Source organism: Nostoc spongiaeforme FACHB-130 (genome assembly GCF_014698475.1).
Lineage (GTDB): Bacteria > Cyanobacteriota > Cyanobacteriia > Cyanobacteriales > Nostocaceae > Nostoc_B > Nostoc_B spongiaeforme.
In genome coordinates, this window is the sequence record NZ_JACJTB010000017.1 from 73789 (window position 1) to 87090 (window position 13302).

Here is a 13302-nt window from a genome sequence, read left to right on the forward strand (position 1 = left end):
AACGCTGAGTAAACAATACTAGTTTTCCATCAACATCAAACGCAGAGGGTCTAAACGCACATACCAAGGGAAAGGTTGGTCTTTGATATTGACCCATTTCTCTTTGAATACCTCAGCTTGTAGGTGATAGTCTTGCGGATTATTGGGGGTAGTGTGTAGTTTTAAAAATAATGTCATTCGATGGGGTGTTTCACTGGTTCGCACTAACCAACAGGGAAAGGTATTAACTGGAGATTCATCCGAAGAAAAGATTAGTTGATGAGCGCGAATCCCGACGTGAGAGAGTTCATCAGGAATTGGTTGGACAACTTGCAAATGACAATCCCAATCTAGGGCTTGGATTGTTTGCGTTTGTTGAACGACAGCGCGAGACAAGTTTTTACAGCCAGTTAATTGAGCCACACTCACACTAGCAGGACGCTCGAAAATTTCATATTTGGAACCATGATGAACTGCTTGACCTTGTTCCAAGACTAATAAATTTGGACAAACGCGGTAAGCTTCATCCATGTTGTGGGTGACAAATAAAGCCACACCTTGGTAATCTGCTAAAGTTTCGGTCATCTGCTGTTCTAATTGACTCCGCAGATGAGTATCGAGGGCGGAAAATGGCTCATCGAGAAGTAATGCTTCTGGTTGACTGGCTAAGGCTCTGGCTAAAGCCACCCGTTGCTGTTGACCGCCGGAAAGTTGGTGGGGATAGCGATCGCCCAATCCTGATAACTGCATTGCTATGAGTTGTGCTTCGATTTGCACGCGCACACTTGACGCAGATAATCCCTTGGGTAAGCCAAATGCGATGTTTTCCGCCACTGTCATATTCGGGAACAAAGCATAATTTTGGACTAAAAAACCAATGCGGCGATCGCGGCTAGGTACATTAATGCCTTTTTCAGAATCAAACAAGACTCTACCATTCAACACTATCCGCCCTCTAGTTGGGGTTTCGATTCCCGCAATGCAACGCAGAATCATGCTTTTACCTGCGCCGGAACCGCCCAACAAGCCTAGTGGTTGTTCGTTGGTACTAAAGGAAATTTGCAAATGAAAACTGGGTAATTTTTTTTCAATGTCTATAAACAGTCCGATTTCGGAAGTTGGCGCAGACACGGTATAAGATTGAGCGACTCGTTTTTCTGATTTTCTTGTTCCTGTTTCCTTGCGTCTTCCCTTTTCTTTGACTTCTTGCCAAAAATTCACCGCAATAATCCCCGACAGGGAAATTACCATAATTGCGATCGCCCAAAACCAAGCTTCATCCATTGCGCCTGCTTCCACAGCAAAATAAATCGCCATTGGAATCGTCTGGGTTTGTCCAGGAATATTCCCAGCCAGCATTAAGGTTGCACCGAATTCACCCAAAGCACGGGCAAAAGCCAAGGTCGTCGCTGCTAGAATGCCCGGTAAGGCTAAAGGTAAACTAATTCGCCAAAAAATTCTCGATTCACTTGCACCAAGGGTTCTCGCCACCCTTAGCAAATTACCATCAATTTGTTCAAAAGCACCCAGGGCAGTTTTATACATTAATGGAAAAGCAACCACCGTCGCTGCGATCGCTGCACCATACCAAGTAAAAACAATCGTGAAATCAAAAGGCTCCATGAATTTCCCCACAGGCCCATTCTTACCAAAAAATAACAGTAATAAAAAGCCTACAACTGTTGGTGGCAAAATTAGCGGCGCAACAAAAATACTCTCAATTAAAGATTTAGCCTTACCCTGATAACTGAGCATCCAATAAGCCGCCGCAATGCCCACAAAAAAAGTAATAAATGTTGCCAATAACGAAGTTTTGAGCGATATCCAAAGCGGTGATAAATCCTGTGGCATAGTTTATATAATCAAATATTTTCAACTTTTACAAAGAGATAATGACAAAAAATAGCAGCAATATTTTATTACTTGATGTATTCCAAATCTTGCATCTGGTTGGTGAGCGAAGTCGAACCGTGTGCATCCACTTTCGGCAAATAGCCCTGCGCTAAGGCGCACGCTACGCGAACAGACTGAAGTCTGGGGCTATACAAACTAAACCCGCCTGCGCGGGTTTTGAGATAGTCCGCGTAGGCGGACTTGGTTTGTGTAGCCGCGATTTCCAATCGCCCGGTGTTTCTTCCAAAAGTGGATGCTCCCAGTCGAACCAACCTCTAAAATCAACTTCCAGCCCACACAAATCCCTGCTTTTCAAATACATTTTTAGCTTCATTATTACTAGATAAAAACTGCTCAAAATCTTTAGCAACATCAATATTTTTACTACTTTTAATCACTGCAATAGGATATACTATAGGAGAATGACTATTTTCAGGTGCAGTAGTTATCACTTTAACTTTTGAACTACTTTTGGCATCGGAAAGATAAACTAAACCAGCATCAACATTACCGGATTCTACATAATTTAAAGCTTGGCGTACATCTTTAGCGTAAACAACCTTCCCTTTGAGTTTGTCAGCAAGTTTTAACGAAGTCAAAACTTGTTGAGCATACTGTCCCGCAGGGACACTTTTTGGTTCACCTAAAGCAATTTTCTTAATTTGAGGTGAAGCTAAATCTTGAAAATCTGATATATTTGTAGAGTTTTGTGGTGCAATTAATACTAGTTGATTTTTTAATAAATCCTTCTTTGTACCATCAACTAACAAACCCTTTTTATCCAGTGCATCTATTTGTTTAGTTGCGGCGGAGATAAAAACATCAACTTTTGCACCTTGTTCAATTTGCTGCTGTAAAGCACCCGATGAACCAAAGTTGTAAGCTAGGTTCACGCTTGGTTTTGCCTGATTGTAAATTGGTTTGATTGCGTCGAGTGCATCTTTGAGACTAGCGGCGGCTGAAATAGTTAAAGTTGTGGTTTGGGCTGTTGGACTAGCAGTTGTGGCTGAGTTGGGTGTATTTGCTTGATTACAACCAACAACTAATAGGCAAGCGAACAATAACCAACAACTAAAAGCTAAAATGCGTTTAAAACTCATTGCCAGTGTTTAATTCATCTGTTATTTACCAACCTAACACGGAAAAAGTTGGTAAATAACAGTAAATTATTTAAATACACGAAAATCTGGAATTTCTGTAACGAAGAATTCCACATCTTAACCTATTACCCGGCAATGATTACATCTGTTCAGATCCCCGACTTCTCTAAGAAGTCGGGGATCTAGTGCTGAAAACTTGATTACACCTAAACTGCCAATAAAAAGCCCCCGGTGTTTACCAGGGGTATCTATCTCTATCAGCATCAACCTATTCCTACATCAAAGAGAATCGCACTTATCAGAGTTTATTGCATCCGCATTCATGCAATAATTGCATATTTTTAATGAAATTTTTGCATAATCAGGTCTGGGTATGGAGTGTAAAGGTTAGAACTTACGCAAAAAGATTGTCTGTGGAGACTGGGTAAAAGGGTGTTGGGTGTATGGGTTTGAGATACGTACACGCCAAAACGCTTGATTTTTCATCTCACTGCGTCAAGTCATTTAAAAAAAAAGGCTTAACGTTTTGTTAAGCCTTAAAATGTCCTAGTGCTTAAGCAGACATCCGTGATTAATGTAGAAATATTAGCTTGACAGTTCATCCCTCTAAAGGAAGTCATTTGGACTTAGAGAAAAAACTTGAGAAAAATTACACATCGCGTTAAGCTTCCTTAGCGTAACTGCACGCTGTGACATCAGGTAATGACAAATCAAAACTCCCGCGAAATTCCCCCTTGTACTTGGAATCGTCCCATCGGTTTAGGCTGGGACAAACCTTATACCGTCCGCTATGCCAGTAATATTGATGACGGCCCTTGGCATGGAATGCCTTTGGGTGGTTTTGGTGCAGGTTGCATTGGGCGTTCTTCGAGGGGAGATTTTAACCTGTGGCACATCGATGGCGGTGAACATATCTTTAAAAATGTGCCGGCTTGTCAATTCAGTGTGTTTGAGTCGAATGGCACATCTTCTCAAGTTTATGCTTTATCGACTCAATCACCGGAAGATGGTAGTCTCCAGGCTTGGCAATGGTATCCAGCTAGTAGTGAGTCAACTTCCACCGGGAGTTATCATGCTTTATACCCGCGTAGTTGGTTTGTGTATGAAAATGTCTTTCAAGCAGAATTAACTTGTGAGCAGTTTTCGCCGATTTGGGCAAATAATTATCAAGAAACTAGCTATCCTGTGGCGGTGTTTGTTTGGAAGGCGCATAACCCCAGCAATGCACCAATCACTCTCAGCATTATGTTGACTTGGGAAAATATGGTGGGTTGGTTTACTAATGCGTTGAAGTCGCCGGAAGTCAAGATTCGTGATGATGGTAGTCCAGTTTATGAGTATCAGCCGCGCTGGGGTGAAAGTCAGGGTAATTACAATCAAGTAGTGGAAAATTCTCAATACTTTGGTTGTTTTTTAGGCAGGGTGGGAATTACGGAACCTGTGCAGGAAGGTGACGGGAGTTGGTGTATTGCAACGGTGAAACATCCACAGGTAGAAGTTTTTCACCACAGTAAATGGCATCCTGGAGGTACAGGTGAGGAGGTATGGCAAAGTTTTGCGAGTGATGGTTCTTTGCCTAATTATCTGGATACAAATCCGACGGTAGAAAATCAACAGTTAGGAAGTGCGATCGCAGTTCGTTTTACTCTCCAACCAGGGGAAACTTTAGAAATTCCTTTTGTGTTGGCTTGGGATCTCCCGGTAACAGAATTTGCGGCGGGAGTAAATTATTACCGCAGATATACAGATTTCTTTGGTAAAAATGGCAATCATGCTTGGGAAATTGCGACTACTGCTTTAGACAATTATCAAATATGGCGATCGCAAATTCAAAGTTGGCAAGCGCCAATTCTCAACCGCGAAGATTTGCCAGATTGGTTCAAAATGGCGTTATTTAACGAATTATACGACTTAACTAGCGGTGGTACTCTCTGGAGTGCAGCTTCAGAACTCGACCCTATCGGCCAATTTGCTGTGCTGGAATGTTTAGATTACCGTTGGTATGAAAGTTTAGATGTACGGTTATACGGTTCCTTTGGGTTGCTGTTGCTGTTCCCAGAACTAGAAAAGTCGGTGATGCGGGCTTTTGCTAGGGCAATTCCTCAAAGTGATGACCATCAACGGATTATTGGCTATTACTATACCATTGGTGCAGATACAACCACCGCCGCCCGGAAAGTTGCAGGTGCAACACCCCACGATTTAGGCGCACCCAATGAACACGTCTGGGAGAAGACGAATTACACCTGTTATCAAGACTGTAATTTGTGGAAAGATTTAGGGTCTGATTTTGTTTTGCAAGTTTACCGCGATTATTTGTTGACTGGTGCTGATGATGTAGAATTTTTGGCAGATTGTTGGGATGCAATTGTCCAAACTCTGGATTATCTGAAAACTTTCGACAAAGATGGCGATGGTATTCCAGAAAATTCTGGCGCACCAGATCAAACTTTTGATGATTGGCGGTTACAGGGCGTGAGTGCTTATTGTGGCGGGTTGTGGTTGGCGGCTTTGGAGGCGGTGATCGCAATTAGTGATATTTTAATAACGAACCAAAAAGTAGTAGAGAGCGCAGAGAAACAAAAGTCTATCTATGAGGGTTGGTTAGCGCAATCTCGTCCTATCTATGAAGAAAAGTTGTGGAACGGACAGTATTACAGGTTAGATAGTGGCAGTGGTTCTGCTGTGGTGATGGCAGATCAATTATGTGGGCAATTTTATGCCAGATTACTAGAACTACCAGATATTGTACCGAGCGATCGCGCCCTTTCTGCTCTCAAGACTGTTTATGATGCTTGCTTCTTGAAGTTCCAAAACGGTGAATTTGGTGCGGCGAATGGTGTACTTCCCGATGGTTCTCCAGAGAATCCTAAAGCCACCCATCCTTTAGAAGTGTGGACAGGAATCAATTTTGGACTAGCGGCGTTTCTGGTACAAATGGGAATGCAGGATGAAGCTTTGCGAGTCACACAAGCTGTTGTTCAGCAAATTTACACCAACGGCTTGCAATTCCGCACACCAGAAGCAATTACCGCCGCCGGGACTTTCCGCGCTAGTACTTACCTCCGCGCGATGGCGATTTGGGGTGTTTATTTAGTGATGGTTAAATAGACATCTGGTGAAGATCAATGTAGAGACGTTATATATAACGTCTCTACCACATATCTTGTTATTCTCCTTTAATCCCAGCTTCGATTGCTTTTACAAATGGACTGACCCACCACTGATCTGAAGCTTTCTGAAGTGCCTCAAATATAAATGCTTGTCCTCCAGCTTTTAAGCGGTTTTTCAGAGTTGGGTTTTGATTTACTTGTTCTATGGCTGCTGTGACGACTTTTTGTTTTTCAATTTCAGTTGAAGGTTGATGATTCTCCGTGAGACGGTTGAAGATTTGTTGAATTTCATCAAAAGCGTCTACGAGATTTTGTTTTGGAGCGTAATTGTGTTGAATCTGATCTCCATTGATAGTGCTGTTAATATTAGCAGCGTTTACAAGATTATTAAAGTTGATAATTGGGTTGTTTGCGTCTTGCATAATTAAATTAATTGCCTGAATGTGTGTAGGTTGAGATTCTATTTTATTACTGACAATCTGGAGAATTTCTTCTGGTTGAAGTTGTTGCCAATTTTTGCGTCGCATAACATTTTTTGCATTGAACAAAGTTCTTTTCAGCCATGTTAATTCATGGAACTGCTCAGAAATACGCTCAATTTCACTACAAGCTTGAGATGTACCAGTTTCTCTAAGTTGTGTCAGAACGTTGTCTCTAAAACCAGCTATGCTTTCTCGGACTCCTACCAAATGAACACCATCATGTCTGGGATCTTCAGCATGAGGATATTGCTGTACTAGCCAAATATATAGATCAGCTAACTGCTTTTCTGTTATGGGCAAATAAACACCATGCGAGTAGCGGTTAGCAACTGCTTCAAACACTTCTCTTCCAAAATTTGTATCTTGCTGAATAGCTGACCAAACAATCTCCCAACTGACAGGTTCTGCACATCCTACTAATTCCTTAGCTGCCAACACCGCTTTCTGATATGCTTCTTCTTCTAACGGGAGGGGAATATAAACTAGCGATTGAGCAAATTTTCTAGCCTCAGTTGATTCATGTTTTAACAGTTCTTCAAGTAACTGAGTCAAGCATTTAGGCTTAAGTACTACATCCTTTGCTTTCTCCAAAACAGCAGCTTTAAAACGTTCATCCCAGCATTTTTCAAATCTATAAATAATAGATATATAGTCATGTTCTTCATTCTCTTTATCAATAATCAACATCAGCGTATTCAAGGTTTCAGTTGGCGCATTAATATATGCAAGTTTGACTAGCTCGATATAATATTGTTCTCTTTGGGAGTTGTTCGGAAAAGCAACTATAACGGATGCCCATCTTTGCCAAACTTCAGATGACAGAGTATCGAGAAATTCGGGAGTTTCCTTTAAAAGTAACTGTAAAGCTCTACAGCCTGATAATGCTGGTCGATCAAAAGTATTTGTTCCTATCCAGTTATAAACAACTTGGTTATATTCTTTAATATATTTTTTAGCCCCGTTAATAATTCTTTTACGGGTTTTGACATCGGCTTCTTCCCATCCTGGAAGTTTAGTTAAATCTGATTCAAACTCATGATTATAAAATCTACTATCTGGTTTCAGAGACATTTCTAGATGAAGTTGCCACCAAGCTGATAGATTGCCTAAATCCATTTGCTCTAACAGCAGAATTATTCGCTCTTTAGGTGGTGGACTGAGAGGAGAATTTTGTCGGTCTTCTGATAATTGCTGCCTCCTTTGATACTCAGCCTTCTCGATTTGAGCTACCTCTGAATCCAAATCAATAGCACTGAAATAAAAAGCAAACTCTTCACATAATATGTTATTAGTTTGAGTTGCTATGTAGATAGCATATACTTGGTCTTCATCTTTACGGTTAAATGACCACTGCATTAGCCTTGACCAAATGCGCTCTTCTTGAGAATCAATATTTTGAAGTTTGCCTAGCATCCATAATACATCTTCACTTTGAAGAATATTGTCTGTTAATCCACTCAGGACAAAATAGGAATCCTCTCCAGATAATAAAATTTGTATAACCGCCTGATTAATAAAATTGCGGCGCTTATCAACATCATTAATAATACAAGCTTTAAATATATTTTTAAGTTCATTATCGCTAGTCATTATTTCTTGATATTCTTTCCATTGTATTAGGGATGCTTGAACAAAGTATTCTGCTATGCCAGGTAGCTCAAAATGTTCCCAAGCTTTTAGCATAATCACATCAGCCAGTCTTTCAAATGGGTCTTCAAAGCACCTTATGTCTTGTTTTACAACCCAGCTAAGAGCAACTAGTAAGTCAGTTGGCTGGAGTTTTTCTGCAAGTTCAAAGTCAAGAAATACGCAATATGCTCCTGCGAAATTTCTCCGTTTAGGTGGAGTGAGAATATTAAACAATTCTTCTGCTGTAAGATGTTCTGGCCAAGTTGCTCTCAAAGCATATCCTTTAAGCTGATCATCCTCATCTTCTGGAATTTGACCAATAGCTAGAGGTTTTAATCGCAATTTTATACTTGCATTGCCAAGTGTGACAATTGCGTTTGCTGCACTAGCTCTAATATTTATATATTGAGATGAATCAAGGGCTAGGTTGACTAGTTCATCTTGAAGTTCATTTACATTACAAGCTTCAGCAATATCTATCGCTACATCTCTTGCATCATTTGGTTTACTGGAATCATAAATATAAGGAAGTAATTGCGTAGCCAGTCCAGAATGTTGAAGCTTATCATATCTTGGATAACTTTTTCCGTATAAATTTAGCTTTTCCTGTTCATATTTTTTGAGTAAATTCTCAACGATTGCAGATCGAATCTCATCATCTGCGGGTATATCGCTTTGCAATAATACATCAGGATCTGTTTTCATAATTTCCTCAAGCACATCCTTTCTCATGCTAGACAGCCATGCTGCTGTTTCATGAAGTTGAGGAATAAGCCTATTTCCAGAATCTTCAGGAGAACTAATCAATTTCAGAACTTGATTTAAAGGTGTGTTGTGCTGAATCAAGTACCATGCAGCTAGAAACTCAGCATAAGTTTGATGCGCCCATCCTATACGGTTTAATTCACCACGAGATGAAAATAAACCAGTGTCTAAAACTTCTTCAATAGTTTTTCGACAAATTTCAAACTCTCTACCCTCAAAACTTTCTGTTCCCTTGCATATCTTCTCAATCAGCACGTCATCATCTGAAACATCACCCCAATCTACATCAGTCCAAATAGCGAATTTATTACCAAAAATTGTTATTGCTGCAATCCTGGCGGCAACAATTAAACGTTTTTGTCGCTCAATATTACCTATTAATTTTGAAGAAATGCGGCTTTTATTGCGTTCTTCACAAAGCCAGAGACATCCTTCAAAATAAAGTTCATGTAGCCTTTGATTAGGAAGAAATTGACCGCCGTTGCGATGATAAGTTTTGATAATAAACTCTAATGTAATAGGCTTAATGGCTAAAGGTACAACATTTTTCTGGTTAATTTCTTCTAGAAATGCTTCAGAGTCTTGGATACCTGCAATTTTTGCTGCTTGACTAACATCCACACGGCGAAGCGGAGCTAGTTCATAAATTCCTACATTATCTTGACCCCAAATTTCTTTTAGTCCTTCTTCCAAAACGGCTGGCCAAACCGCCGTTCGGCAGGCAATACGCAGATTTAATCGGTTAATTTCATTACGATAGCGTTTAAATTTATAAACCAAGAAAGTTGCTAAGTTATCTATACGTAGCCTACACTCATCAAAACTGTCTAAAAAGATATGTAATTGATGATTACCTTTTAACCATTCATTAAATTCTAGACTTTTAAATAATTCTTCGTTTAGTGTGATTTCATTTCCAAAAGCATTGATATCTAGGGCAAGTACCTGACCACCTTGTTGTTGAATTTTACTGAAAATTCCTTTTTGTTCTGCTTCTAAAGCATGGCTTTTGCCAATTCCTGGCTCACCCAGCAGTGCTAAACATGGTAAGCCTGATATAGCTTCAAAAGTCACTAGGTCTGGATTATGGAGTTTTCCCCATTCAGTTTCGGGGTCACACAGATAACCACCACAAGACAAATTTATCTGACTTGACCGAGGACACCAAAACCGTTTCCATCCGTAATCTTGACTTGGCATTTTTACCGTTAAGAGAATGAGAACATTTTTACTATACTAACTTCACTAAGTTTTCAGTGTTTACGGTTTAGTAATCAGATTTTTTGTATAAAATACTGCTGCGCTGCGATCGCCTATTTAACTTCAGCTTTTAACCTTTGAACTCGGAACACCAAGTTTTTTACTAGGAATTTCGCCTTTTGAACTCGGAATGTCGAGCAATTTACTCCAAGACCCAAGGGCTAGGTGCAAGATATGTTTATAGCAATGCTATTGGACTAATATTGAATTTCTGAAAAAAATCCGTACCACCCAAAATCACTCATTCATACTACGCCCGCCGTCTAAAGTCGATTCCTGGGTTAAAATCCACATATTGAGGAGTTGGAATATGACTAAAATATTACAACCAGGACAAAGCTACACTTTTAGTAATTACTTCCAAATGTCCTTTCCAGTAGAAGATATATTAAAAGAGCTTGACTACAATTATACTAGTCAAAAATTAGACTTACCTGTTGTCGAGAATCTTCCCAGTAGCTTTGAGCAGTTAAATACAACTATCAACAGAAATCTGCGGCTGACTAGTTTGTTGACAGAGGATGCCAGAAAACAAGCGGCGATCGCTCCGATATTATTCGAGGTGTGCGATTATTATCAAACTAAGCTGAACATTGAGTATCCGGTGAATGCCGGTGAATACTTAAAAGGCACATTAGATTATTACATCAAAAACAGCAAAGAATTGTTAGTGGTGGAAGCTAAAAATGCTGACTTGACCAGGGGTTTTACTCAACTAGCTGTAGAGTTGATAGCATTGGCAAAAATTAATGAGTCGGAATCAACCAAGATTTATGGTGCGGTAACAATTGGTAATATCTGGAAGTTTGGTTTTCTAGAGCAGCAAAATAATTTAATTTATGAGGATTTAAATTTTTACATAGTACCAGATCAGCTAGAAATATTGTTCAAAATATTACTAGGGTTGCTGGGGAAACCTGCTGTATAATAAAGACAATATAAAACAAAAAAAGACACGAAATTTCGTGTCTTTACAGCAAACCTTCTCGACGGAATTGTTTAAGTTTCCAAGACTTCTCGCAATAAAGAAGCTAATTTATCCGCACTATCAGGAACTGCGATCGCTTTGGCATTTTCCCCCATTTTCGTTAACTCGGCGGGATTTTGCAATAACTGTAAAACTTGAGTTTGCAATTTTTCGGCGGTTAACTCTGATTGTTTATCAGTAATTGCTGCGCCAGCTTTGGTAAATACCTCGGCGTTATAAGATTGATGATCTTCTGCCGCAAAGGGGTAAGGAATCAAAATTGCGGGTGTGCCACACACGGCTAATTCTGTTAAGCTACCAGCACCAGAACGACTAATTGCTAAAGTTGCACGTCGCAACAGCGCCGCCATATTGTCATAAAAGGGTAACTCTATATATTGCGGATGTTTAAAAATCCCTGCGTCGGGATCGCGATCGCCCGTTAAATGCACAATATAAGCACCCTTATCTAACCAAGCACTCGCCGCTTGACGGACGAATTTATTTACAGCCACAGCGCCTTGACTACCCCCAAAAACCACAATTAACGGCGCATTCTCCGGGATAGCTAAATCTAGCGGGGGAACTTCTGCTGCTAAAAATTGCGATCGCACTGGTGTACCAACACACACATTTTTAGCCTTGGGTAAATACTTAGCAGCCGCTTCAAACCCCAGCGCCATTGCATTGCACCAAGGGCCAAAAAACCTTGTTACCTTTCCTGGTAAAGCGTTAGATTCGTGAAAAATTACAGGTAAACCCAAAGAACGCGCCGCAATTACCGCAGGCCCAGCAATATAACCGCCTGTAGTAAACACCCCTTGAAATTTCCCCTGTTTGAGAATTCGTCGAACTTCTATAATCGAACCAGTGAGTTTACCCAAAATCTTTAGAGATGCAAGTCCGAACCCTTGCTGGAACCCTTCAACTTCAATAATATTCAAGGGATACTGTTTGGGAACAAGTTGCGTTTCTAGTCGATTCGGCACACCCAACCATTCAATTTCATAGTTTGGCAGTTTTTCTGCCAGTGCGATCGCCGGAAACAAATGTCCACCAGTCCCACTGGCAGCTATGAGTAATCTTATCGGTGCGTTTGTCATCAAACCTCTACCGTTTAGCGCCTAGCTTAACTAAGATAAAACAATTTCCCGACCTTCATGAATAAAATCAGTAAACTGTTACCAATGACTAACATTATTCCTATATTCTGCAAACGCCAACCCCGATTTTTAACTCCAAGTTGGCTGTTATTATCGCTACTCACACTTGGTTTAACTAGCAGTTTACACAGTGTGCAAGCCGCTACTCCCCAAGCTGCACCAGCAGAAATAAATAATTTACTAACGCAAATTGATACAGCCGCTAGTAAAAGCAATGCTCAAGCCGTACTTCAATTTTATAGTCCCAATTTTACCAATGGAGATGGCTTAAACCGTACAAACTTGGAAAAAGCCCTGGTGAGTCTGTGGAAACAATACCCCCAATTACGCTACACCACCAAACTGCAATCGTGGAAATCTGAAGGTAATGCCATTATTGCCGAAACAGTCACTAACATTTCTAGCGCCCCATCCACTAACGCTAATAACTTGTCGCTAAATGCCACAATTACATCTCGTCAAAGAATTGCAGGCGGCAAAATTGTCAGTCAAGAAATCTTAGGCGAACGGACTTTGATTACTAGAGGTAATCAGCCACCCCAACTAGACATTAAATTACCCCAGCAGGTAAAAGTTGGGCAGCAGTATAGTTTTGATGCCATTGTGAAAGAACCATTGGGAGAGGATTTTCTGCTAGGGGCAGCAATGGAAGAACCAGTCAAAATCGAAAAATATCTCAATCCCGCACCTTTAGATTTGCAATTACTCACATCCGGCGGCATCTTTAAAGTTGGACGCGCCCCAGCAACACCCGGTAATCATTGGATTTCCGCCGTAGTTGTTCGCGGTGAAGGAATCACAATGGTAAGTCAGCGTTTAAGAGTGGTGAAATAAAGTCTGAAGTCTGAAGTCTGAAGCACATAGCCCTCAGACTGATACCAATTCACTAAAATTCTGATACAGATCCAAACCCAGAAACCCTTGTCAGGTTAGGATTTATCAATTGCAAAT

The 13302-nt window shown here is 40.5% G+C and carries 7 protein-coding genes; 3 read left to right on the plus strand and 4 right to left on the minus strand.

Features of this window, described 5'->3' with window-relative positions:
- Positions 1 to 18: 18 nt before the first annotated feature.
- Positions 19 to 1830, minus strand: a complete 1812-nt coding sequence (modB, locus tag H6G74_RS14745; protein ID WP_190968383.1) for a molybdate ABC transporter permease subunit — start codon at positions 1828 to 1830, stop codon at positions 19 to 21.
- Positions 1831 to 2153: 323 nt separating this feature from the next.
- Entirely contained in the window at positions 2154 to 2972 is an 819-nt protein-coding gene (modA, locus tag H6G74_RS14750) for a molybdate ABC transporter substrate-binding protein (RefSeq protein WP_190968384.1), read from the minus strand.
- Between the two features lie 702 nt (positions 2973 to 3674).
- On the opposite strand from modA, the gene H6G74_RS14755 reads away from it, so the two are divergent.
- The gene (locus H6G74_RS14755; protein ID WP_190968385.1) at positions 3675 to 6083 is read left to right on the plus strand and encodes a GH116 family glycosyl hydrolase; all 2409 of its coding nucleotides are present in this window, start codon (positions 3675 to 3677) and stop codon (positions 6081 to 6083) included.
- A 58-nt stretch (positions 6084 to 6141) separates the two neighbouring features.
- On the opposite strand, the gene H6G74_RS14760 is transcribed toward H6G74_RS14755, so the two are convergent.
- Positions 6142 to 10035, minus strand: a complete 3894-nt coding sequence (locus H6G74_RS14760) for an NACHT domain-containing protein (RefSeq protein ID WP_199341002.1) — start codon at positions 10033 to 10035, stop codon at positions 6142 to 6144.
- A gap of 496 nt (positions 10036 to 10531) precedes the next feature.
- Here H6G74_RS14760 and H6G74_RS14765 point away from each other — a divergent pair, with 496 nt between their 5' ends.
- Positions 10532 to 11149 (plus strand): hypothetical protein, encoded by a 618-nt coding sequence (locus H6G74_RS14765; protein ID WP_190968387.1) that lies wholly within the window; start codon positions 10532 to 10534, stop codon positions 11147 to 11149.
- Between the two features lie 71 nt (positions 11150 to 11220).
- Here the strand turns inward: H6G74_RS14765 and murG are convergent, their stop codons facing one another.
- Complete coding sequence (gene murG, locus H6G74_RS14770) at positions 11221 to 12291, minus strand: undecaprenyldiphospho-muramoylpentapeptide beta-N-acetylglucosaminyltransferase (RefSeq protein ID WP_190968388.1); 1071 nt, start codon at positions 12289 to 12291, stop codon at positions 11221 to 11223.
- Positions 12292 to 12375: 84 nt separating this feature from the next.
- Between murG and H6G74_RS14775 the strand changes: the two genes are divergently transcribed.
- Positions 12376 to 13185 carry a nuclear transport factor 2 family protein gene (locus H6G74_RS14775; protein ID WP_190968389.1) on the plus strand — a complete coding sequence of 270 codons (810 nt, stop codon included), beginning with the start codon at positions 12376 to 12378 and terminating at the stop codon, positions 13183 to 13185.
- The last annotated feature ends 117 nt before the right edge of the window (positions 13186 to 13302 follow it).

Coding starts and splice junctions, on each gene's coding strand:
- modB (WP_190968383.1), bottom strand. CDS start 1,830: ATGCCACAGGATTTATCACCGCTTTGGATATCGCTCAAAACTTCGTTA.
- modA (WP_190968384.1), bottom strand. CDS start 2,972: ATGAGTTTTAAACGCATTTTAGCTTTTAGTTGTTGGTTATTGTTCGCT.
- H6G74_RS14755 (WP_190968385.1), top strand. CDS start 3,675: ATGACAAATCAAAACTCCCGCGAAATTCCCCCTTGTACTTGGAATCGT.
- H6G74_RS14765 (WP_190968387.1), top strand. CDS start 10,532: ATGACTAAAATATTACAACCAGGACAAAGCTACACTTTTAGTAATTAC.
- murG (WP_190968388.1), bottom strand. CDS start 12,291: ATGACAAACGCACCGATAAGATTACTCATAGCTGCCAGTGGGACTGGT.
- H6G74_RS14775 (WP_190968389.1), top strand. CDS start 12,376: ATGACTAACATTATTCCTATATTCTGCAAACGCCAACCCCGATTTTTA.